The 23,127-nt window shown below is 60.8% G+C and carries 20 protein-coding genes and 1 tRNA gene; 12 read left to right on the top strand and 9 right to left on the bottom strand.

The features are described 5' to 3' along the window. Positions 1-30 precede the first annotated feature (30 nt). The 3 genes from AC6JBC_RS07055 to ppdK all read left to right on the top strand — a co-directional run bounded on the left by AC6JBC_RS07055 (position 31) and on the right by ppdK (position 6,143). Positions 31-903, top strand: coding sequence for a glycine--tRNA ligase subunit alpha (locus tag AC6JBC_RS07055; protein ID WP_498023601.1), 873 nt, complete (start codon positions 31-33; stop codon positions 901-903). Positions 904-1,018: 115 nt separating this feature from the next. Then, entirely contained in the window at positions 1,019-3,295 is a 2,277-nt protein-coding gene (gene glyS, locus AC6JBC_RS07060) for a glycine--tRNA ligase subunit beta (protein ID WP_498023602.1), read from the top strand. 148 nt (positions 3,296-3,443) lie between these two features. Continuing rightward, positions 3,444-6,143, top strand: a complete 2,700-nt coding sequence (gene ppdK, locus AC6JBC_RS07065; protein WP_498023603.1) for a pyruvate, phosphate dikinase — start codon at positions 3,444-3,446, stop codon at positions 6,141-6,143. Between the two features lie 45 nt (positions 6,144-6,188). On the opposite strand, the gene AC6JBC_RS07070 is transcribed toward ppdK, so the two are convergent. Then, positions 6,189-6,635, bottom strand: coding sequence for a helix-hairpin-helix domain-containing protein (locus tag AC6JBC_RS07070; RefSeq protein ID WP_464788692.1), 447 nt, complete (start codon positions 6,633-6,635; stop codon positions 6,189-6,191). A gap of 141 nt (positions 6,636-6,776) precedes the next feature. On the opposite strand from AC6JBC_RS07070, the gene AC6JBC_RS07075 reads away from it, so the two are divergent. Further along, positions 6,777-6,853 (top strand) — tRNA-Arg (locus tag AC6JBC_RS07075). Positions 6,854-6,993: 140 nt separating this feature from the next. Here the strand turns inward: AC6JBC_RS07075 and AC6JBC_RS07080 are convergent. The 6 genes from AC6JBC_RS07080 to AC6JBC_RS07105 all read right to left on the bottom strand — a co-directional run bounded on the left by AC6JBC_RS07080 (position 6,994) and on the right by AC6JBC_RS07105 (position 12,832). Next, the gene (locus tag AC6JBC_RS07080; RefSeq protein ID WP_498023604.1) at positions 6,994-8,448 is read right to left on the bottom strand and encodes a cobyric acid synthase; all 1,455 of its coding nucleotides are present in this window, start codon (positions 8,446-8,448) and stop codon (positions 6,994-6,996) included. Between the two features lie 61 nt (positions 8,449-8,509). Continuing rightward, positions 8,510-8,731, bottom strand: a complete 222-nt coding sequence (locus AC6JBC_RS07085) for a hypothetical protein (RefSeq protein ID WP_449472509.1) — start codon at positions 8,729-8,731, stop codon at positions 8,510-8,512. A 25-nt stretch (positions 8,732-8,756) separates the two neighbouring features. Then, positions 8,757-10,016, bottom strand: coding sequence for an N-succinylarginine dihydrolase (locus tag AC6JBC_RS07090; RefSeq protein WP_498023605.1), 1,260 nt, complete (start codon positions 10,014-10,016; stop codon positions 8,757-8,759). Next, complete coding sequence (locus AC6JBC_RS07095) at positions 10,013-11,029, bottom strand: arginine N-succinyltransferase (RefSeq protein WP_498023606.1); 1,017 nt, start codon at positions 11,027-11,029, stop codon at positions 10,013-10,015. Before AC6JBC_RS07095 ends, AC6JBC_RS07090 begins: the two co-directional genes overlap by 4 nt. Beyond that, entirely contained in the window at positions 11,026-12,249 is a 1,224-nt protein-coding gene (locus AC6JBC_RS07100) for a hydrolase (protein ID WP_498023607.1), read from the bottom strand. The genes AC6JBC_RS07095 and AC6JBC_RS07100 overlap by 4 nt, the downstream gene beginning before the upstream one ends. A 97-nt stretch (positions 12,250-12,346) precedes the next feature. Then, positions 12,347-12,832 carry an RNA pyrophosphohydrolase gene (locus AC6JBC_RS07105; protein ID WP_464792082.1) on the bottom strand — a complete coding sequence of 162 codons (486 nt, stop codon included), beginning with the start codon at positions 12,830-12,832 and terminating at the stop codon, positions 12,347-12,349. A 180-nt stretch (positions 12,833-13,012) separates the two neighbouring features. Here AC6JBC_RS07105 and AC6JBC_RS07110 point away from each other — a divergent pair, with 180 nt between their 5' ends. Then, a complete protein-coding gene (locus tag AC6JBC_RS07110; RefSeq protein WP_498023608.1) occupies positions 13,013-14,389 on the top strand; it encodes a cryptochrome/photolyase family protein in 1,377 nt (458 codons plus the stop codon). 36 nt (positions 14,390-14,425) lie between these two features. Beyond that, a complete protein-coding gene (locus AC6JBC_RS07115; protein WP_498023609.1) occupies positions 14,426-15,691 on the top strand; it encodes a class I SAM-dependent methyltransferase in 1,266 nt (421 codons plus the stop codon). Positions 15,692-15,693: 2 nt separating this feature from the next. Here AC6JBC_RS07115 and AC6JBC_RS07120 read toward each other — a convergent pair whose 3' ends face one another. Beyond that, positions 15,694-16,404, bottom strand: a complete 711-nt coding sequence (locus tag AC6JBC_RS07120; RefSeq protein ID WP_498023610.1) for an SDR family NAD(P)-dependent oxidoreductase — start codon at positions 16,402-16,404, stop codon at positions 15,694-15,696. A gap of 98 nt (positions 16,405-16,502) precedes the next feature. Further along, on the bottom strand, positions 16,503-17,981 hold the full coding sequence (gene purF / locus AC6JBC_RS07125) for an amidophosphoribosyltransferase (RefSeq protein WP_464788701.1): 1,479 nt from the start codon (positions 17,979-17,981) through the stop codon (positions 16,503-16,505). Positions 17,982-18,163: 182 nt separating this feature from the next. On the opposite strand from purF, the gene ccmC reads away from it, so the two are divergent. The 6 genes from ccmC (at position 18,164) to AC6JBC_RS07155 (ending at position 23,015) form a co-directional block, all read left to right on the top strand. Further along, positions 18,164-18,886 (top strand): heme ABC transporter permease CcmC, encoded by a 723-nt coding sequence (gene ccmC / locus AC6JBC_RS07130; RefSeq protein ID WP_498023611.1) that lies wholly within the window; start codon positions 18,164-18,166, stop codon positions 18,884-18,886. Positions 18,887-19,018: 132 nt separating this feature from the next. Beyond that, a complete protein-coding gene (gene ccmE / locus AC6JBC_RS07135) occupies positions 19,019-19,465 on the top strand; it encodes a cytochrome c maturation protein CcmE (protein ID WP_498023612.1) in 447 nt (148 codons plus the stop codon). Between the two features lie 46 nt (positions 19,466-19,511). After that, the gene (locus AC6JBC_RS07140) at positions 19,512-21,443 is read left to right on the top strand and encodes a heme lyase CcmF/NrfE family subunit (RefSeq protein ID WP_498026021.1); all 1,932 of its coding nucleotides are present in this window, start codon (positions 19,512-19,514) and stop codon (positions 21,441-21,443) included. Then, complete coding sequence (locus tag AC6JBC_RS07145) at positions 21,440-21,967, top strand: DsbE family thiol:disulfide interchange protein (RefSeq protein WP_498023613.1); 528 nt, start codon at positions 21,440-21,442, stop codon at positions 21,965-21,967. The genes AC6JBC_RS07140 and AC6JBC_RS07145 overlap by 4 nt, the downstream gene beginning before the upstream one ends. Continuing rightward, a complete protein-coding gene (locus tag AC6JBC_RS07150) occupies positions 21,964-22,374 on the top strand; it encodes a cytochrome c-type biogenesis protein (protein ID WP_498023614.1) in 411 nt (136 codons plus the stop codon). The genes AC6JBC_RS07145 and AC6JBC_RS07150 overlap by 4 nt, the downstream gene beginning before the upstream one ends. Continuing rightward, the gene (locus AC6JBC_RS07155) at positions 22,371-23,015 is read left to right on the top strand and encodes a tetratricopeptide repeat protein (protein WP_498023615.1); all 645 of its coding nucleotides are present in this window, start codon (positions 22,371-22,373) and stop codon (positions 23,013-23,015) included. The genes AC6JBC_RS07150 and AC6JBC_RS07155 overlap by 4 nt, the downstream gene beginning before the upstream one ends. Positions 23,016-23,127: the final 112 nt, after the last annotated feature.

Genomic DNA, 23,127 nt, shown 5'->3' on the forward strand with positions numbered 1-23,127 from the left:
TCAAACCGTCATTTTCGCAAGGGACCGTCCGTGGCGACAGGCAAGCCGCTCTCCTTTCAGGACCTGATCCTGACCCTGCACGCTTATTGGGGCCGCCAAGGCTGCGTCATCCTGCAACCCTATGACATGGAAGTCGGCGCGGGCACGTTCCACCCTGCCACCACCTTGCGCAGCCTTGGCCCGGATGCCTGGAATGCCGCCTATGTGCAGCCCAGCCGCCGCCCGACCGACGGCCGCTATGGCGAAAACCCCAACCGGCTTCAGCATTATTACCAATATCAGGTGATCATGAAGCCATCCCCGGCGAACCTTCAGGAGCTGTATCTGGGGTCACTGGTCGAAATCGGTATCGATCCGCTGATCCACGATATCCGCTTCGTCGAGGACGATTGGGAAAGCCCGACGCTCGGCGCCTGGGGCCTGGGCTGGGAAGTCTGGTGCGACGGCATGGAAGTCACCCAGTTCACTTACTTCCAGCAGATGGGCGGCTTCGACTGCAAGCCGGTCGCGGGCGAACTGACTTACGGCCTCGAACGCCTCGCCATGTATATTCAGGGCGTTGACAGCGTCTATGACCTGAAGTTCAACGACGCGGGCGTCACCTATGGCGACGTCTTCCTCGCCAATGAGCAGCAGATGTCGAAATGGAATTTCGAGATCGCCGACACGGATAAGCTGTTCCGCTGGTTCAAGGATGCCGAAGCCGAGTGCAAGGCCTCGCTTGAGGCTGGGGTCCCACTCGCCGCCTATGATCAGGCGATCAAGGCGAGCCATGTGTTCAACCTGCTCCAGGCGCGCGGCGTCATCTCCGTCCAGGAACGCGCCAGCTACATCGGCCGCGTCCGCGACCTCGCGAAAGGCTCCTGCGAAAAGTGGATGGAAGTAAACGGGTGGGCCGCGTGATAGCGCGAAGGGCAGTAACCCGTGCTCCTGCGAAGGCAGGAGCCCAGAGCCCCACGCGCCGCGCCTTAGACCTTGGGCTCCTGCCTTCGCAGGAGCACGCTGAAAGAATCCTCGCATGACCGATTTCCTCCTTGAACTCCGCTGCGAAGAAATCCCAGCCCGGATGCAGCTCAAGGCATCCGAAGACCTGGCCCGCCTTTTCACCGAGGAACTGGGCAAGGCTGGCCTGAAGCCCGAGAGCATCGACAGCTTCGTCACGCCCCGCCGCCTCGCCTTGATCGCGCGCAACCTGCCGTTGCAAACCGCCGCCGTCAGCGAGGAGTTCAAAGGCCCGCGCACCACCGCGCCCGCGCAGGCGTTGGAAGGCTTCCTCCGCAAGACCAGCCTGACTCAAGACCAGCTTGAAGACCGCGACGGCGTCTGGTTTGCCACCGTCAACAAGCCCGGCCGCGCCACCGCTGAAGTGCTGGTGCAAGCCGTCCCGGCCGTCGTCCGCGCCTTCCCCTGGCCCAAGTCCATGCGCTGGGGCACAGCCTCGCAGACCACCGAAAGCCTCCGCTGGGTCCGCCCGCTGCAAGGCATCGTCGCGATCCTCGGCGAAGACCTTGTCGACATCGAGATCGAAGGTACGCGGTCTGGCTACGCCACGCTCGGCCACCGTTTCCACCACCCCGGCGAAATCACCATCGGCGGCGCGCATGACTATGTCGAAAAGCTGCGCGCCTGCCATGTGATCGTCAGCCATCAGGAACGCCAGTCGATCATCGAGGCAAAGGCCAACGAAGCCGCCGCCGCGAAGGGCTATACCGTGATCGAGGACAAGGGCCTCATCGCAGAGAATGCCGGGCTGACAGAATGGCCGGTGCCGCTACTAGGTGATTTCGACCCCGTTTTTCTTGAGGTCCCGCCTGAGGTCATCCAGCTAACTCTCCGAATAAACCAGAAATATTTCGTTCTGCGTGACAGTGCGGGCAAGCTCGCGCCTGCCTTCATCTGCACCGCCAATATCGAGGCGAAGGACGGCGGCGAAGCAATCATTGCAGGCAACCGCAAGGTCCTCGCCGCGCGCCTCTCCGACGCCCGCTTCTTCTGGGAACAGGACCGCAAGACGAAGCTGGAGCACCACGCAAAGAAGCTGGAACGTATCACCTTCCACGAAAAGCTAGGCACAGTCGCCGACAAGGTAGACCGCGTCGCCAAGCTAGCCCGCTGGCTGGTAGAAGAAGGCATCGTGACGTCTTCCCCCCTCCCGCAAGCGGGAGGGGCCGGGGGTGGGCAGGGAGCGACGTCCGAGGAACTCGCAAACCTCGCCGAACAAGCCGCCCGCCTCGCCAAAGCCGACCTCGTCACCGAAATGGTCGGAGAGTTCCCCGAACTCCAAGGGGTCATGGGCGGCTATTACGCCCGCGCCGAAGGTCTGCCCGATGCGGTGGCTGATGCCATTCGCGATCACTATAAGCCAGTTGGGCAGGGGGACTATGTGCCGACCGCACCGGTGACGGTGGCGGTGTCGTTGGCCGATAAACTGGATACTCTTTTCTCTTTCTGGTTCTTGGACGAAAAACCGACCGGTTCAAAAGATCCCTTTGCTCTGCGCAGAGCTGCCTTAGCAATCCTAGCTATAAACCAAGCTAACAAGCTGAGTCTGTCTGCCAAGCGAATGCTAGAGCTTACGCTCGCTACGTGGATGGGAATTTCAAAGCCAAGCGCAAGCTGCTTCAGTGGCGACGGCGGCCGAGAGCTCAAAGTTGGTGATTTACTCGACAGCGGCAACTGGGTGAGGGTGAAAACCCGACTAGAGAATGTTACGTTGGGTGAACTCGAGAATAAGAGTGTGAAGGAAGATGTGCGGTTTAATATTCAACCCGCAGCTATTCTCATGGACATAGGATCCTTCCTCGCAGACCGCCTCAAGGTCCAGCAAAAGGAAGCAGGCGTTCGCCACGACCTGATCGACGCTGTATTCGCGCTCGGCGGCGAGGACGATCTCGTCCGCTTGCTCGCCCGCGTGAACGCGCTCCAATCCTTCGTTGCCACCGATGACGGCACCAACCTTCTCGCCGGATACAAGCGCGCCGCCAACATCCTGAAGAAGGAAGCCGTGGAGACGGCTGAACAGGTTGAGTTGACCTACACCCCCGAACCCGCCGAAGCAGGCCTTATCACCGCCCTAAATGCCGCCGAGCCGCGCGCAAGCGCCGCCATCCAGGCCGAGGATTTCGAAGGTGCCATGGGCGCGCTTGCCAGCCTGCGCGCACCGATCGACGCCTTCTTCGACAAGGTGACTGTGAACGACGTTGACCCGGCCAAACGCCTAGCGCGCCTCGCGCTGCTCGCGCGGGTGCGGGACGCTGTGCACGCGGTCGCTGATTTCTCGAAAATTGCAGGTTAATTTGTAAGAACCGACCGTGAAGCGGCGGGAAGGATAGAGAAGAACAAAGGATCATCGTAAAAGCGGGTGCGTTCATCGCCCCGCCTGTTGTAGGAAAGTTGCTGCAACGCACAAATACACGGCAATCAGTGCAGGGAGAGCCGGGACTATGTTGACAATGGAAGAGGCCAGCATGAGCACGACCGCGACGCGTTATGTCTATCGTTTCGGCGGCGGCGTCGATGATGGTGGCAAGGGTGACAAGAGCCTTCTCGGCGGCAAGGGCGCCAATCTGGACGGCATGGCCGCCATCGGCCTGCCTGTGCCGCCCGGCTTCACCATCACGACCGAGATGTGCACCCGCTATTACGAAGATGGCGGCGTATTCCCGGATAGCCTGAAGACGGAAGTCGGGAACGGCATCGCCCATATCGAGGGTGTGACGGGCAAGAAGTTCGGCGACGCGGCCGACCCGCTGCTCGTATCCGTCCGTTCCGGCGCCCGCATTTCCATGCCCGGCATGATGGACACGGTCCTCAACCTTGGCCTCAATGACGAAACCGTTGTTGGCCTCGCCACCGCGAGCGGCGACGAGCGTTTCGCCTGGGACAGCTATCGCCGCTTCATCCAGATGTATTCCGACGTGGTGCTGGAACTCGACCATGGCGCGTTTGAGGAAGCCCTCGAAATCGCCAAGGAAGATCAGGGCTACACGCTCGATACGCAAATGACCGCCGACGACTGGAAGGCGCTCGTGGCCGAGTATAAGGCCCTCGTTTCAAAGCTCTGGAACAAGCCTTTCCCGCAGGACGTAAACGACCAGCTCTGGGGCGCGATCAGCGCCGTGTTCGGCAGCTGGCAGGCTGACCGCGCCAAGGTCTATCGCCGCCTGAACTCGATCCCGCACGATTGGGGCACCGCCGTCAACGTGCAGGCGATGGTGTTCGGCAATATGGGCGACACGTCCGCGACCGGCGTGGCCTTCACCCGCGACCCGGCGACCGGCGAGAACGCCTATTATGGCGAGTACCTCATCAACGCGCAGGGTGAGGATGTGGTCGCAGGCATCCGTACGCCGCAATATCTGACGCTGGCTGCGCGCGAGCGGGCAGGGGCCAAGCCGCTGTCGATGGAAGAGGCGATGCCGGAAACCTATGCCGAACTGGCGCGGGTGTTCCAGATCCTCGAAACCCATTATCGGGACATGCAGGACATCGAGTTCACGGTGCAGCAGGGCAAGCTTTGGATGCTCCAGACCCGCTCGGGCAAGCGCACCGCGAAGGCCGCGCTCAAGATCGCCGTCGATATGGCGACCGAGGGCCTGATCACCGAACAGGAAGCCGTCGCCCGCGTCGATCCCGCCGCGCTCGACCAGCTTTTGCACCCGACGCTAGACCCCAAGGCGCCCCGCGATGTGCTGACCAAGGGGCTGCCTGCCTCGCCGGGCGCGGCCTCGGGCGCGATCGTGTTCGATGCCGACACCGCCGAACGCCGCAACGAACTGGGCGATTCCGTCATCCTCGTCCGCGTCGAAACCAGCCCTGAAGACATCCACGGCATGCACGCGGCCAAGGGCATCCTGACCGCGCGCGGCGGCATGACGTCACACGCGGCCGTCGTCGCACGCGGCATGGGCCGCCCCTGCGTGTCCGGCGCGGGCAGCCTGTCGATCGACAATGCGGCCAAGACGCTCCGCATCGAAGGCCGCACCCTCAAGGAAGGCGACATCCTCACCATCGACGGCTCGACCGGCGAGGTGATGGCGGGCGAAGTCCCGACCGTGCAGCCCGAACTGGCGGGCGACTTCGGCGTGCTGATGGCCTGGGCCGACAAGGTCCGTCGCTTGCGTGTCCGCGCCAACGCCGAAACCCCGCAGGACTGCCAGGTCGCGCGGGACTTCGGCGCGGAAGGCGTGGGTCTGTGTCGCACCGAACATATGTTCTTCGACGCCGCCCGCATCACCGCCGTTCGCGAGATGATCCTCGCCGACAGCGAAAAGGGCCGCCGCGTCGCCCTCGACAAGCTGCTCCCGGAGCAGCGCGACGACTTTGCGCAGATCTTCATGGTCATGGCGGGCCTGCCCGTCACCATCCGCCTGCTCGACCCGCCGCTCCACGAATTCCTGCCACATGGCGAAGCGGAGTTCGAGGAAGTAGCCAAGGCGGCAGGCGTAGGTGTGGACGCGCTCAAGCGCCGCGCCGCCGAACTGCACGAATTCAACCCGATGCTCGGCCATCGCGGTTGCCGTCTGGGCGTCACTTACCCCGAAATCTACGAGATGCAGGCCCGCGCCATCTTCGAGGCGGCGCTGCTGGTGAAGCAGCGCAGCGGCGAGGCGCCGATCCCCGAAGTCATGATCCCGCTCGTCGCGACGAAGAAGGAGCTGGAACTGATGAAGGCGATCGTCGATCGCGTCGCCAGCGAAGTGTTCGCGGAGCAGGGCGCATCGGTCGAATATCTCGTCGGCACCATGATCGAACTGCCGCGCGCTGCGCTGAAGGCAGGCGAGATTGCCGAGGTGGGCGAATTCTTCTCCTTCGGCACAAATGACCTCACCCAAACCACCATCGGCATCAGCCGCGACGATGCTGGGCGCTTCCTGACGCAATATGTGGACAAGGGCATCTTCGCCCGCGACCCGTTCGTCAGCATCGATGTGGAGGGCGTGGGCCAGCTTATCGAACTGGCGGCTGAACGGGGTCGTGCCACGCGTCCGGGGATCAAACTCGGCATCTGCGGCGAACATGGCGGTGACCCGGCCTCGATCGCCTTCTGCGAGGTTACCGGCCTCGATTATGTCTCGGCCTCGCCCTACCGCGTGCCGATCGCTCGCCTGGCCGCCGCTCAGGCCGCATTGGCAAAGAAGTAAGGCTCCAGCCCCTCCCGCGACCGTGGGAGGGGCGCCCGGATCTTATTACACCTCCAGGTAGCGCCGCTCATGCTCACGCATCTTGCCCGCTTCGAGCAACCGCGCCTGCAAGCGCCATTCCTCCCGTTCGATGGTCCCCGGCTCGCGCCCCAGCCTTGATTCCAGCCCGGCCTGCTCCTCACGATCAATCGATCCGAGCTGCGCATAGCTGTGATAGCCCGCAGCCTCTAACTCAGCAGCGTCGTTTGCCGAAATTCCCCTGATCCGCGTCAGGTCATTTCGTTCGCCGGGAATATCTCCAGCCTCCGCTCTACGGTCGGAAGCCACCGCTGCTAGCCGCGCATCACGCTCCTTGATCGTTTCGCGATGAGCCAGCCGCTCATCGCGCCACAGCCTCTTATATTTTCCACGGCCGCTGATCATCAGGCCGATCACCAATCCAATAAACAGCGCGATAACGAGCAGCGAAATCTCGTTCAAAGTGAAAGCCATGCTTCGCCTCCTTGCCCCTGTTCGCAACGAGCCAGCGCTACAAAAAGTTGCGCTGGCGAAACCGCCCGGCGGACGCTGTAAAAAAACTGAAAAAAGGGGGTTGCTCAATCTCCCGCCCCCCTCTATCTGCCGCTCCACAACGCGCCCGTAGCTCAGCTGGATAGAGCATCAGACTACGAATCTGAGGGTCGGACGTTCGAATCGTTCCGGGCGCACCATTTTCTTTTCACGGAAAATCAGTGACTTATAAGACGCCTCTGCGGGGGCGTTTTAGCTGTTTCTATTTGCCTGATTTCAGATCATGCAGGGACTTTGCAGACCCTGCTATCCATCGCTAATCAAGCGCGATCGCGACCATTCAGCCGCAGTTGGCCATCCTGATCATCGCATCGATATCAACATGTCGTTCCAGTTGTTCTGCAATGTCGTCCAGCGCCCGATCAACCGATGCGGTATAATCCACGCCTTCAGAATGAACGCCGATCGAGTCCATTAATCCGGCGCGGGCGCCTGTGCTGGCAAATAGACCATGGACATAGGTGCCCGATACAAGGCCATCGGCGCTGATCGCGCCATCTACCCGCCCATCGTCCAATCGAGCGAAGGGATGCGCACAGTCCGGCCCATCGGTTGAGCCCAGATGCATTTCATACCCCTGGAAATTCTGTGCCCAGGCCGTGCCCGTCACTCTCTCCAACGATTTTGTCGGAGTCAGTCGCGTTTCGATGTCGAGCAGGCCCAGACCCTCGATGCTGCCGGGTTCACCCTCAATTCCATCCGGATCAGAGATGCACTTGCCAAGCATCTGATAACCACCGCAAATTCCTAATATGGGCTTGCCCTGACGATAATGCGAAAGGATGTCGATGTCCCAACCTTCTGCTCGCATGGCGTGTAGGTCTGCGATCGTCGCCTTGGAACCAGGCAATATGATCAGGCTGGCTTCGGCCGGAATGGGCTGGCCGGGCGGGACCATCACAAGCGCCACGTCGGGTTCCAGCTTGAACGGGTCAAGATCGTCGAAATTCGCGATGCGAGGCAGGATAGGGCAGGCGATGACGATGCGCTTGCTGCGCCCGCCGCTCGCCCGTTCCAGCACGACCGCATCCTCGCTCGGCAGCCGTGCGGTGGCGGTAAGCCATGGCACCACGCCAAAGCCGCGCCATCCCGATAATTGCTCGATCTGTCGATAACCGTCTTCGAACAAGGCCGGGTCGCCCCGGAACTTGTTGATCAGGAACCCCCGTACCATCGCCGCATCCGCCGGATCGATGACAGACTTCGTGCCTGCGATCGCTGCAATCACGCCACCCCGGTCTATGTCGCCGACCAGTATGACCGGCACGTTGGCGGCGCGCGCGAACCCCATGTTCGCAATGTCCCCGGCCCGCAGGTTGATTTCCGCTGGAGAGCCAGCCCCCTCGACCACGACGATATCGCATTGCTGCTGTAGTCGATCGTAGCTTGCCAACACCGCGTCCAATAGTTCGGCCCGAGCCGTCCGGAAGTTACCAGCGTTCAGCGCGCCGCGAACCTTCCCATGGACTACCAACTGCGATGTACGATCCGCCTGCGGCTTCAGCAGCACGGGGTTCATGTCGCTGTGCGGCTCTACGCCAGCGGCCAGAGCCTGTAGAGCCTGCGCCCTGCCAATCTCTCCGCCATCGGTGGTGACGGCTGCGTTATTGGACATATTCTGCGGCTTGAACGGGCGCACGCTGTAACCCCGGCGCACCAGCGCCCGGCACAATCCGGCGACGAGTACCGACTTTCCGACGTCGGATCCTGTTCCCTGAAGCATGATCGCGGCCATGAAGCCGCTCCTGCATGGCTGTCCGTTGCCGGTCAACCGCCGCTTTGCGGAAGGCAATTATTCAGAAGATCAGGCGCCGCCGCATCTCGACGGCGTCGATGATCATTCCGCCTGCCATGAACACCGATCCGGTGCATGCCAAGGCAAGCAATTGTCCGCCGAAACCGGGATATTGCTGGAGATAGACGATCCCGCGTTCGGTGGCGCCCAGCGCAAGCGCATAGATGACCAGGAATGCCTCGAACTTCGTCTTGATCGTGAAGAGGCGCTTGATCCGTTCCATCGTCCCACTCGAGCTGTGACTTGCTCTAGGGAATTAAGTCGCTCGAAAGCTGCAAATGGTCAACAAGCATTAACCATGATTGTTCGATCTGGGCGATCAATCGGGTGTCGGCCAGATCGGCAGGCATGATCCGCTCGGGCCAGTAGCGCTCAACTATGCTCGCGATCTCATCCAACCTGGCCTCGTTCACCAAAAAGCGAGGATCGACATTGGCGGGATCAGCGACGACCCTCAACCTCAGACAGGCCGGGCCGCCCCCATTCGCCATAGATTGTCGCACATTCACGGTGATCAACTCACGAATGGGGCCGTTGCCCGCAACCAGCTTTTCCAGCCAGCTCCAGACACTCGCAACCCCCTTGGCCTCGGCGGGCAGGACTAACGCCATGCCGCCATCCGGCAGCGTCACCAGTTGCGCGTTGAACAGATAGCTTTGGATGGCATCGGCCAGGCTAACGGCCGCCGCTGGCACCTCGATGATCTGGATGGCGGGCAACATCGCGCGCAGTTGATCGTAGAAGCGCTCCTTGTCTGCGAAGGCCTGCTCATGGGTGAAAAGCACGGTCTCGTTGGCGACGGCCACGACGTCATTGTGGAAGGCGCCAGCTGCTATCGCCTCCTCGGACTGCGCGACGAATAATGTGCGTGCCGGATCAAGGCCATGGAGCCGCGCGATGGCTTTGCTAGCCTCCACATGCTGTCGGGCGGGGTAGGGGCCGCCGGATTGGCCATAGACGAATATCTCGACTCCCCGATCCGCATGGCTGTCACACAGTCGCATGTGATTGGCCGCGCCTTCATCGCCATAGGGGGCTGGGATAGGGGGATGAATCGCAAAGGCATCCTTGTCGGAAAAGGCGATGTGCAACTGGGCCAGCGTTTGTTGCCACTCATGGCTTCGGTGCGGCATGGTGACGAGGTTGGCGATCGTCAGGTGCGTGCGTCCGTCGGCCGTATCGGGGCCGGGCGACACGGTCGCCGCGTTCGCCGCCCACATGGATGACGCGGACATCGCCGCCGCCCGGATATGGGGCTCAGCCTCGCCGATATTTGTGCCCAACGCGTTTAGCCAGCGGCCGTCCGGCCGCCACTGTGGCAGGAATATGCCCTGTACCAGTCCCAGGCGCAGGTTCGCGCGCATCTTGTCGATGCCTTCCAGCGCTGCGGCTCGCGGGTATGACGCCGTTCCCGCGTTTCCTGCCGATGCCAGGTTTCCCGGGCTAAGCCCCGCATAATTGTGGCTCGGCCCGATCAAGCCGTCGAAGTTGATTTCCCTGACCGTCATGCGCGGGGGACCGTGGTGAACTGCTGCCCGGGTTCCAGCCCCAGCCGCTCGGCGCTTTGCCGGTCAAGCGACAGGCTATCGCCATCCTCCTTGACCATTGCATATGTGCAACGAAAATCCGCGCGTTCGCCGGTGGCGACCAGCTGTCTTTCTCCTCCGCTGTCGTGAACGGCGTACAGGATCACATCCTGTGCATGGGATATGGTTTGCAGTGCGTCTATCTGTCCCACCATCGTCGGGCCGCCGTCGAATATGTCGATATAGCCCGGGTTCGTGAAACCCTCAGTCTCCAGCATCCGCATGGCAGCGCGGCCATTGGGATGGGGCAGGCCGATCACCGCCTTTGCGCTGTCGCTCAGCATGGCGGTGTAGATAGGCGTCTTGGGCATCAGGTCCGCGATGAACTGATTGCCATGGATCGCATTGAATTCATCCGCTTCCTGAAAGGTCATGCCGAAGAAGCGCCCCGCGAGTCCATCCCAGAAAGGCGAGCCTCCCGCCTCATCGATCACGCCACGCAGTTCGGCGATCACCCGGTCGCCAAAGCGTTCGCGATGATTCCGGATATAAAGATAGCGGCTGCGGGCGAGCAGCAGGCCAAGGCCCTCGGCGCGCTCTCGCGGATGCAGGAAGAGGCCGCCGACCTCCGTGGAACCTTCGAGGTCCGTGACGAGCGACAGCATTTCCGCCCTGAATGTGCGGGACAATTCCCGGCTGTGCTGGGTCAGGACGCCCAGACGATAGGAATAGAAGGGCCAGCTTTGCCCCACCTTGCTGAAAATCTGGCACGTGCCTCGAACTTGTCCCGTGGTGCAGTTTTCAAGCACCATCAGGATAAGCTCATCCTCCACCCCGCCGATCTCCCGAGCGAGCGCCGTCTCAGTCCGGATCAGCTTCTGCTCCAGCGCCCTCCGGTCAGCGGGCAGGTTGGTAAATCCGCCCCCCGTTATTTTCGCTAATTCATACAGGGTTTGCAGATCATCCGCCCGCGCAGTCCGCATGACAAAGCTCAAGCCATCTTCTCCTGTAGAAATTTGCCCTGTGCAATGCGCAGCAAGGTGAGCGCGGAAAGTTGCGCTCGTTCGGCAAGGCTTTCGACGATCAAATATTCCTCGTCGCTATGGATGGCACCGCCCCGAACGCCCATCGTGTCCACTACAGGCACGCCGCACGCCGAAATGTTGTTGCCGTCACAAACGCCTCCCGTGTCCCGCCAGTTCACGGCCAAGCCCAGCTCGGCGCCACATTTCTTTACCAACTGGAAGAGGGCAGCGGCTTTTTCGTTGAGGGGTTTAGGCGGACGGCCGAAACCCCCGTGAACTTTCAAGCTCACATCATGATCGCGAACAACCTCGCGTACCGAATGACTGATGAGCCGCTTCGCGCTTTCCTCAGCCTCCGCAGTCAGAGGCCGGAAATTCACCCGCAGGATCGCACGGTCGGGTACGACATTGTTGGGGGAGCCTCCATCTATCCGCGCGGGATTGCACGTAAAGCCGACGCCGCTCCCCGCTTTAAGTTTGAGGGCGAGATCGGCCGCCGCGAGCAAGGCGTTGCGGCCCTCTTCCGGATTGCGACCGGCATGGGCGCTCCGGCCACTGACTAAGAAGGAGAAATTCCCGCTACCCGGCCGCGCACCCGCCAGCGTGCCATCGGGAAGCGCCGGTTCATAGGTCAGCGCTGTAACTTTTCCCTTCGCGGTCATCATGAGAAGGTCTGCCGAAGAAGGACTGCCAACCTCCTCATCGCTGTTTATGACGACGTCATAACCGATCCGGGCGGCATCAGGAGACCCCTCGAACGCTTCGAGTGCCGATAGCATGACGGCTAGCCCGCCTTTCATGTCGGCTACGCCGGGACCGTTCAGACTACCGGGATCGATCCATCGAAGCGATTGGAAGCCATGATCCGCCGGAAAGACCGTGTCCATATGTCCGGTCAGGAGGAGCCTGATCGCAGCGTCGGGACGCACGGAAAGCAGCAGATGCTGTCCATGTTCGACCAGTTGAACGCGCCCTTCGGAATCAACAGCATCGACTTTTGCGCCTTCGACCAGGCGAATGTCGCCGGGCAGCGTGGAGAAGGCATCTGCCAGCGTGGAAGCAGTCATCGCCAAACCGGGCAGGTTCCGCGATCCGCTATTAATAGCCGCCCATTTCTGCACCTGATGGAGCATCGGAGCGGCTGCGGCGCGATCCAGTATTTCGCGGTCTGACGACGAAAGGCCGTTCATGCGCCGGAGCTTACCAGACCAGGCTGATCGCCTCCAGCCTTGCGATTCCGCTATTTATCCTAGATCGCGCTAGTGGGCTGGAAGGATAGCGATCCCGTCAGATCAGGGCCTTGAATTCCTGCAAAATGTCCCGGTACAGCTTCCGCTTGAACGGAACGATCACATCGGGAAGGGCTTCCGGCTCAATCCATTTCCACTCTGAGAATTCGGCATCATCAGTAGCGATGTTGATATCCTCGTCGCTGCCGAGGAAGCGCGCGAGGAACCATATCTGGCGCTGACCGCGATATTTGCCGCCCCATAACTTTCCGACCAGTTCAGGCGGCAAGTCGTAAAAATGTTCGTCCCGCGCCTTTGCGATGATCTCGACATGATGCTGCCCAATGCCCGTTTCCTCGCCCAGTTCGCGCAGGGCGGCAGTCCTTTCCTCTTCCCCGTGATCGATTCCGCCCTGAGGCATTTGCCAAGCTTCCACTTGGCTATCGATACGCTGACCGACAAAGACCTTGCCATCCATGCTGACGAGCATCACGCCGACGCAGGGCCGATACGCGAGTTCCGAATCATTTGGCGCCGATGCCATGATGTCCCCTGATCATTGTCCTGGCCGCAAGCCATTGGCCCGCTTTGTGCAGTGCAATGATAAAGGGCGAAGCAGCGGCCGTCCATGCGCTAAAACGCAGAGCACCATATCCGGACAGCTTTTTGCGCCGAAATGGGAGAGGGGATTGGAAGCTCGGCCTTGCGATGGCAAAGCTGGCAAATGTCCAATCCCGTGATCCTTTGGTTCCGCCAAGACCTCCGCCTATCTGACCAAGCAGCATTGGCGGCGGCAGTGAAGGAAGGGCCGGTGATCCCGGTCTATATCCTGGACGATACATCCCCAAAGCAATGGAAGATGGGCAGCGCGCAGCGATGGTGGCTTCATCACAGCCTGAAATCGCTGGACGACAGCCTTCGTCGCAAAGGGGCTCGCCTCATCCTGCGCAAAGGGGAGAGCGCCGAGCAGCTAGAGAGGCTCGCCCGCGAAACCGGTGCCAAGCGTGTGCATGCTCTCGCTCATTATGAGCCATGGTGGCGGAATGCCGAAAAGGCAGCAGCGAAGCAGATCGATCTTCAGCTTCACGACGGCATGCTGTTGTTGCCGCCCGGGAGCGTCCGCACGTCGGGCGGCAATATTTATCAGATATACACGCCGTTCGCCCGGGCGACGATGCTTCACATGCCACCGGCCGAACCTGTCGCGACCCCGTCGAGGATCGACGCGCCAGCAAAATGGCCCGCGAGCGATTCGCTGGACGATTGGGACTTGCGCCCTCGTCATCCCGACTGGGCAGCAGCTTTTGCCGAGGATTGGTCGCCTGGTGAAGCTGGGGGGCGCCACCGCGTCGCCTCCTTTCTCGACGAGGCGGATGAATATGATGTGGCGCGCAACCTTCCATCCGTAGAAGGAACTTCGCGGCTTTCTGCTCATCTGCATTTCGGGGAAGTCTCTCCCGCCTATGTCTGGCATCGGGTGAGCGGGGCGGCGGCAGATGCGGCCACCTTTCTCAAGGAACTGATCTGGCGGGACTATGCGCATACGCAGATTTGGTCGTTGCCAACCTATGGGTCAAAAAACGCCCGCTCCGACTTTGATCGGTTTGCTTGGCGCAGCTTGCGCGAAGCAGGCGACGATTTTGCCGCCTGGAAAACAGGACGTACGGGCTACCCGATAGTGGATGCTGGTATGCGCCAGCTTTGGGTGACCGGGTGGATGCACAACCGGGTTCGCATGATCGCGGCCAGCTTCCTCATCAAACATCTTCTGATAGATTGGCGACACGGGGCGCAATGGTTCTGGGACACATTGGTGGACGCGGATTACGCTAACAATAGTGTGAATTGGCAATGGGTGGCGGGCAGTGGCGTTGACGCAAACCTGTTTTCCCGAATCATGGCACCGCTCACCCAGTCTCCAAAATTCGAAGCGGGTGATTATATCAGACAATGGGTGCCCGAATTGGCTCATCTCGATGACACGGCGATTCACGATCCTGAAGCCTATGATGCACGACCGGCCTCATATCCTGCCAAGCGCGTTGGCCATCGCGAGGCACGCGAACGCGCGCTTGCGACCTACCGACAAAGCAGGGCTTAAGGACGGACGCATAGACAAGGGAACGGGGGTGAAGGGATGAACGCGATCAATCCCAGGCATGGCAGACGAGCGCCAACCGTGCGGCGCCCGGCCGGGGAACATAGGCGCGGATGGGGGTCACGCATGGTTTCCCCTCACTTTCACCGCTTGCTGGACCGTATCGATTCGGGTCTTTTGAAAGGAAGGCTTGAAGCCACGCTGCCGGACGGAACCGCTAGAATATTGGGGGCGCGTGGAACGCGACCGGTTTGCGAAGTCCGGCTGGTCCGCTGGCGGGCTTTGTTGCGGCTGGTCGTCGGGGGATCGGCTGGATGGTATCGGGCATGGGCTGCTGGTGAATGGAGTAGTCCGGACCCGGTCCCCTTGTTCGAATTGTTCATGGCGAACGCCGCGACACTGGGCAATGTGGCTCGTCCAAATGGCCCGGCGCGATGGATTGGCCGGTTCGGGCATTGGGTGCGTCGCAACGATCGGAAGGGGTCGCGTCGTAACATCGCCTACCATTATGATCTCGGGAACGACTTCTACCGCCTATGGTTGGACCGGGACATGCATTATTCCAGTGCGTTGTTCCGTGATCCTGATGACCGGATCGAGAGCCTTGAACGAGCGCAGCAGCGCAAGGTGGACGCCATCCTCGACCGGCTCGACCTTAAGGAAGGCAGCACACTGCTTGAGATAGGTTGCGGGTGGGGAGGCTTGGCCGAGCAGGCGCTGCAACGTTGCGCTATCCGCTATGACGGACTAACCCTATCGACCGAGCAGGCCGAATATGCGCGAGAGCGGCTTGGTGCTGGCGCAAACATCCTGCTGACGGATTATCGGGACGCTCAAGGACAGTATGACGCGATCGCAAGCGTCGAAATGGTCGAAGCGGTGGGCCAGGAATATTGGCCTGCTTATGTCGCTGCCATAGAGAGGCTGCTGAAGCCCGGCGGGAAGGCGGCAATCCAATATATCCTCATCGACGACGCCATATTTGAAAAATATGCGCGTGGTGCCGATTTTATCCAGACTTACATTTTCCCCGGTGGAATGCTGCTGTCGGAAAGCCGCTTCAGGGCTTTGGCGGAAGCTAACAGGCTGGAATGGAGGGAGGTGCGCCATTTCGGCGTCCACTATGCGGAAACTCTTCGGCGCTGGCGGGAAAGGTTCGACCGAGCCGTCGACCGCGGTCTTTTACCTGCCAGCTTTGACCAGCATTTCGTCGCGCTCTGGCGCTATTATCTGATGTATTGCGAAGGCGGCTTTCGCGGCGGTACGATCGATGTCGCTCAGGTAACGCTGGTCAAGCCGGGCTGAGATCAATCCAAACGTTGGTGATAGCCGTTCGGCCGATCCGAAAGGATGAGATCAGCTATGGCTTGGCCCACGACCTCTGGGTCTTTCACCGTCGCGGGATCTTCTCCCGGATAGGCTCTGGCGCGCATCGCCGTCCGGGTCGCGCCCGGGTCAACGACATGGGTGCGTATGGCCGAGATATTTTTCACTTCCTCGCCATAGGTGCTTACGAGCGTTTCCAGCGCTGCCTTCGACGCGCCATAGGCACCCCAATAGGCGCGCGGCGCGGTAGCGACCGATGATGTGATAGCGATGACGCGCGCGTCGGAACTTGCGCGGAGCATTCTGTCGAAAGCCGCGATCAAGGCCTGTGGTGCTGCTATGTTCAGCGTCAACAGCCGGGCGAATTCCTTCGCGTCGATCGCGGGCACTGCAGCCAGGCTGCCTAGGGTCGCCGCGTTCAGAACCAGAATATCCAGCGCCTCCCACCGGCCCGAAACCGCCTGAGCAAGTCGACCGATGCTTTCGCCATCGACCAAGTCGAGCGGCGCTATGGTGGCGCTGCCTCCGGCGCTGTGGATATACTCCTCCACCTCTTCAAGGCCACCAGCAGTTCGGGCCGTCAGAATGACGTGAGCGCCAGCAGCGCCAAGCGCCTTGGCAGTCGCAGCGCCGATGCCACGGCTCGCGCCGGTCACCAGGGCAAGCTTACCGGAAAGAGGAAGAGTGGACATGAAGCATCCTGTTCGCCCTTACGGATGGAGAGGGCCGGTTTAGTGGGAAAGGTAGTGGCTGCCCAAGGACGGGCAGCCATCCAGAAATGACCTATCGATCAGACGACCCGTTCAGCCAGCAGCTCAAGCTGGTTTTGCACCACGGCATCGTCCTGATCGGTGAGCGTGGTCGGATAGTCGCCGGTAAAGCAGGCATCGCAATATTGAGGACGGATGTCCGCTCGTTTCGTTTCGCCCAGCGCCTTGTAGAGGCCGTCGATCGAAATGAAGGAAAGGCTGTCGGCATGGATGAAATCCTGCATGCCGCCAATGTCCAGGCGATGAGCTAGCAACTTCGTGCGTTCCGGCGTATCGACGCCGTAGAAGCAGCTATGTTTTGTTGGCGGGCTGGCAATGCGCATATGCACTTCCTTGGCGCCTGCCTCACGCATCATCTGCACGATTTTGAGGCTGGTCGTTCCCCGCACGATCGAATCATCGATAAGAACGACGCGCTTCCCGGCGATTAGTGCGCGATTGGCGTTGTGCTTGAGCTTGACGCCAAGGTGACGAACCTTGTCGCCTGGCTGGATGAAGGTCCGTCCGATATAGTGGGAACGGATGATGCCCAGTTCAAAGGGAAGCCCTGACTGCTGGGCATAACCGATGGCTGCAGGCACGCCACTGTCGGGAACGGGAATAACCAGGTCGGCATCGACAGGATTTTCGATTGCCAGTTGAGCGCCGATCGCCTTGCGAACCGAATAGACGCTCGAACCATCCACGATCGAATCGGGTCGGCTGAAATAGACATGTTCGAAAATGCAGGGGCGCGGATGCACATCGCCGAAGGGGCGATGGCTTCGCATCTCCCCATCATGAGTAACGATGACTAGCTCACCCGGATCGATGGAGCGAATATGGTCGGCGCCTACTACGTCAAAGGCGACGGTTTCCGACGCGAAAATGGTGGCGTCGCCCAGTTTGCCCATGACCAGCGGCCGGATGCCGAGCGGGTCGCGGCACGCGATCATGCCCTCGGGCGTCGTCACGATCAGCGAATAGGCACCCTCTATCTGTTTGAGCGCATCGATGAACTTGTCGAGCAGAGTACGGTAGGTCGAAGTCGCGACCAGATGGATGATCACTTCCGTGTCGGAGGTCGACTGGAAGATTGACCCGCGACGAATTAGCTCGCGGCGGAGCTTCATCGCATTGGAGATATTACCGTTATGCGCGATGGCGAAGCCGCCGGAGTTCAGCTCGGCATAGAGAGGCTGTACGTTGCGGAGGGATGTTTCACCCGTGGTCGAATAACGGACGTGACCGGATGCCGTGTGGCCTGGCAGGCCGCGAATCACTTCGTCGCGGTCGAAATTGCCCGCCACATGCCCCATGGCGCGGTGGGTATGGAAGTCGTGACCGTCCCAGCTGGTGATGCCGGCGGCCTCCTGTCCACGGTGTTGAAGCGCATGAAGGCCAAGCGCGACGATCGCCGAAGCGGTCTCGGCTTGAATGACGCCGAAAATGCCGCATTCTTCACGCAGCTTGTCGTCGTCGAACGGGTTTGTCGTAAACATGGGTGCGAGCGGATCCATAGCCGATGCTGTGCGCCTCAAATGGCTGCTGCGCGCGCATATAGGGGTTCGAACCTGATTTGTCGCCTGTCTGAAACAAAAAAGGCTGTTTGGGCCGCCGTGGCAGCGACATTATGTACTGTGCGTAACAGAAAAAGGGCCACTGGCTTTGCGCGTTCGGCGCAGCTAAAGAGCCTGTCCAAATGCATCGCTTCGCCAATCCTGCTCGTTTCCTGAAGATCGCTCGGCCGCTGACTACTTGGCTGTTCTGGCCAGGTTTGGTTTTGCTTCTGGTGGGCGCAGGCTGCGGGCTGTTCATCACCCCGGCTGACTATCTCCAGGGTGAGACGGTTCGTATACTCTATATCCACGTGCCCGCGGCATGGCTCGGAATGGCCGGATGGACAGGAATTGCGGCCTCGGCGCTGATGCAGTTGGTCTGGCGACATCCGCTCGCTGCTGTCGCGGGGCGCGCGATTGCGGTTCCAGGCGCACTATTTACGGCCATTTGCCTCGTGACAGGGTCCATTTGGGGGCGTCCCACCTGGGGGACATGGTGGGAGTGGGACGGGCGGATGACGTCCATGCTCGTGCTCCTTTTCCTTTATCTTGGATATATCGCGCTGGCGAATGCCAGTGCGCGCCAGGAACAGGGCGGCGTTAGCGCGGCTACAGCCATTTTTGGCTTGGTCGGGGCGGTCAATATCCCGATTATAAACCGCTCCGTCGTGTGGTGGAATAGTCTCCATCAGGGACCCAGCATCACGATGCGCGGATCGAGTATCGACACGTCGATTCTCTGGCCGCTGGGGCTTACCCTTATCGGTTTTTCCCTTTTGTTCGGGGCGATCGTGTTGATGCGGATGCGCACGATATTGGCGCGCAATAAGGTGGAAGCGCGCATGCAGCGGCTGGCGCGGGGATAATGGTATGAACCAATGGGCTTTCGTCGTCGGCGCTTATGCGCTGACCTTTTCGGGCACCTTGGCCCTCTGCCTTGCATGCTGGCGGGCCATGCGTGATGCAGAGTTGGCTGCACAGAGATTGTCAGACCGGCCATGAAAGCGAAGCATCAGCGCCTCATTCTAGCGATCGTCGCATTGTTCGCCTTGATCGGTGCAGGTTTGCTCGCGGCATCGGCATTGCGCGACGAAGCCGCCTATTTCTACGCACCCGCCGACGTTCGCGCCAAAGGGGTCGAACCGGGCAAGTCCATTCGTCTGGGCGGCATGGTGGTGAAAGGCACTCTCAAGCGAGCCGCCGACGGCGTCACCATGTATTTCAACGTGACCGACGGAAAAGCGACCGTTCCTGCCGTTTTCAAGGGCATCGCTCCAGATCTGTTCAAGGAAGGATCGGGCGTGGTCGCGGAAGGATCGTTCGACGGAACGGGCACTTTTATCGCCACCAACCTGCTGGCCAAGCATGATGAACGGTACATGCCTCGGGAACTCGAAGGCATTCAGTATAATGAGACGACGCACGAGATGAAGGCAGGCCAGTGAACGCTGTTAGGGTGGCCATAGGGCGGGAATGCGCGGAGAAGGCGGCATGATCGCCGAAGCGGGTCTGGCCGCGCTATGGCTTGCGGCGGCGCTGGCGTTTCTACAACTGAGCCTAGTGGCTTTCGGGCTGGCAGGAAAAAAGAGCGAATTGCTCCAGGCTGTCCGACCGGTCGCCGTCGCCCAAGGCTCTCTCACCGCCATTGCCTTTGCGGCGCTGATAACGCTCTTCATGCGATCGGACATGTCGGTGCTGTTGGTCGCCACCAACAGCCATTCCATGAAGCCGTGGCTTTACAAGTTCGCGGGAACTTGGGGCAACCACGAAGGCTCCATGCTGCTCTGGGTGACGGTCATGGGCGTCGCTGGGTCTGCCGTTGCCCTGTTTGAACGGGCGCTACGGCGGGATACGCATATGGCGACGCTGGGCGGTCAGGCGGCTATTAGCCTGGGATTTTATGCATTCCTGCTTTTCGCATCCAACCCCTTCGCGCGGGTCACTCCTCCCGCAGCGGATGGTCAAGGGCTCAATCCTCTGTTGCAGGACCCCGGTCTCGCGTTCCACCCGCCGACCCTTTATCTTGGATATGTCGGCCTCTCCGTGGCCTTCTCCTTTGCCATCGGCGCGCTGCTGACGCGGCGGGTTGATGCAGATTTCGCTAAGGCGATGCGTCCTTGGGTGCTGGCAGCCTGGATACTTCTGACTCTCGGAATCACGGCGGGCAGCTATTGGGCCTATTATGAGCTGGGCTGGGGAGGCTGGTGGTTCTGGGATCCTGTGGAAAACGCTTCGTTGATGCCTTGGCTCGCGGCCACGGCCTTGCTGCACAGCGTGACGGTGCTCGCCACGCGCGATGCCTTGCGGGCCTGGACAGTGATGCTGGCCGTCATCGCATTTTCGATGTCGATGGTTGGGACCTTCCTGGTCCGCTCGGGCATATTGACGAGCGTCCACGCCTTCGCCGTTGATCCGGAACGAGGCAGCTTCATCCTGATCCTCCTGGGCCTTTATATCGGAGGCGCGCTAGCGTTGTTCGGATGGCGGGTAGGGGCTGTTCGCGAGGGCGCGCCGTTCGAGCTTGTCAGTCGCGAAACCATGCTGGTGATCAACAACCTGCTGCTGACGGTGATACTGGGCCTCGTGCTGATCGGCACCCTCTATCCGCTGCTGACCGAGGCGTTCGGCCATAAGGTGTCGGTCGGTGCTCCTTATTTTGACAGAATAGCTGGTCCGATTGCGCTTATCCTGATGATCGTCATGGTGGCGGGACCATTGACCCGCTGGCGCCGGGACAAGCTGGCAGAGGTTGCCGGGCGCATGATGATTCCGGCCGTCATCGCCTTGATCGCTCTTGCCGTCATGGCGATGCTCGCCTGGGGACGGATTGGCGTGCTCCCGTTCCTTGGGCTGGTCATCGCCTTGGCCGTTGCAGCGGGCAGCGTCGCCCCGTTGTGGAAGCGCAACTTGCGCCGTACGCCTCTGTTCACCTGGGGGATGGTCATCGCTCACCTCGGATGCGCTGTCAGCCTTGCGGGCATGGCTTGCGATTCTGCGTTTACCGTTGAAAAGCTGGCGGCCGTCCGCCCCGGCGATGTCGTCGAAGCTGCCGATTGGAAACTCCGCCTCGTGCAGATTTCGCCGATCGCCGGAGACAATTGGACAGCGTTACAAGCTGACATGGAGGCGAGCCGGGGGAATGGGGCACCGGTTGCCCTGCATCCACAATCTCGTTTCTTCCCCTCTCCCCCCACGACCACCACTGAAGCGGCCCTGCTGACCCGGTGGAACGGGCAGCTTTATGTGGTGCTGGGCCAAGAAGCGACCGAGGGACGTTGGCAACTGCGGGTCTGGTGGAAACCTTTTGTCACGCTGATCTGGTTTGGCGGCGGGCTGATTGCCCTTGGTGGCGCATTGGCATTGGTAGGGCGCGAGCGGCGCGGATGGCTTCTTAAATGGCGCAGCAGGACGCTTGCGACATGAAGAAGCTCTTGATCTGGCTACCCCTTGTCTTCTTTGCAGGATTTTTCATCCTGTTTGCGAGTGGCTTGCTGAAACCGGACGACCGGGTCATCACCTCCAAGCTCGTCGGCAAGGCATTGCCAGAATTCGCCTTGCCAGCAGCGGCGAGCGATCGCCCCGCCTTGGCCAGCGCGGAACTGGCAACGGGCAAACCCCGGCTGTTGAACATCTTCGCCAGTTGGTGCGTGCCGTGCGCTGCGGAAGCTCCGCAGCTTATGGCGCTGAAGCAAGCAGGTGTGGAAATTGACGGGGTCGCGATCCGTGACGCCCGGTCTGATGTCGACCGCTTTCTTCAGCGCTATGGCAATCCGTACAGCCGTATCGGCCTTGATGCGCGCAGCAGCGTGCAGATCGCGATTGGCTCCTCCGGCGTACCGGAAAGCTTTATCATCGATGGAAAGGGCCGCATCGCCTACCAGCATGTCGGTGACATAAGGGTGGATGACATCCCGATGATTCTCCGGCGTTTGGAGGCTGCGCGATGACACGGCTGCTGACATTGCTTGCGTTGCTGATGAGTTCGCCGGTGCTGGCGCAGTCGGCGCTTCCTCCGGCTCCCTATGCAGACCGGCAAATCGATGATCCAGCGCTCGAGCGGAAGGCGAAGGCGTTGATGGAAACAATTCGCTGCCTCACTTGTCAGAGCCAATCTATTGCAGACAGCAATGCCAGTCTGGCAGGTGATATGCGTTCCCAGATCAGGGAGCGGATCATGGCGGGGGAACAACCCGAGCATATCCGAAGCTGGCTCATTGAACGTTATGGCGATTGGGTAAGTTATGAGCCTACGGCGGACCCGGTTCTTTGGCCGCTTTGGGGCGCGCCATTATTGCTGATCGGCCTTGGGCTGTTGCTTGTGCGCGGACGGATCAAGCGGGGAGGGCCGCAATGACAGGATGGGTCATAGCGGCTGCGTTCGCTATTTGCCTGATGACGCTTCTGGTAGCCGTCGGCCGTATTCCACGCGTTTCCTGGGAGCTGACGGCCGCTGCTCTCCTGCTCGGCCTTGCCGGTTACGCGTGGCAGGGAAATCCTGGCTTGGCGGGAGCGCCCAGAAGTGCTGCTGCTTCAAACGGCAAGCAGTTTGATGAGCAAGTCGCCCAACTGCGCCGCGGCATGGCGGAGCGCTATGGTCCAGCAGGGCAATGGTTGATGCTTTCAGACGGCCTTGGCAGACAGGGCAAGACGAAAGAATCGGCGAATGTGCTACTTGCGGGGATCAAGCAATCGCCGGGTGATCCCAACCTGTGGCTGGGTCTGGGCAACGCGCTTGTGGCACATGCTGGAAGTGTGGTGTCGCCGAGCGCTGACTTTGCTTACCGGCGCGCCATGTCGCTTGACCCCCAAGCTCCTGCTCCGCCCTATTTCTACGGTCTGGCTCTCGTTCGCGCGGGCGAGTTGCAGGCCGCCCGCGATCTTTGGGCACCTTTGGCCGCAAGGGCGCCTGAAGGCTCGAAAATCAGGGCGGAACTGGAGCTTAACATTGAGCGTATCGACGCGATGCTGGCTGACAGTGCGCCTGCCGTTCAATGACATGGCTCGTCAATTGCGCTGTTCAGGGAGGCGTGATAGGGCGCGCGCCATCCTTGTGAGTTAAGCGGGATTGTCCCCGTGCGCATGCCTTGGCTTGAGTGTCGTATGATCA

Source organism: Sphingobium sp. RC1 (genome assembly GCF_059738765.1).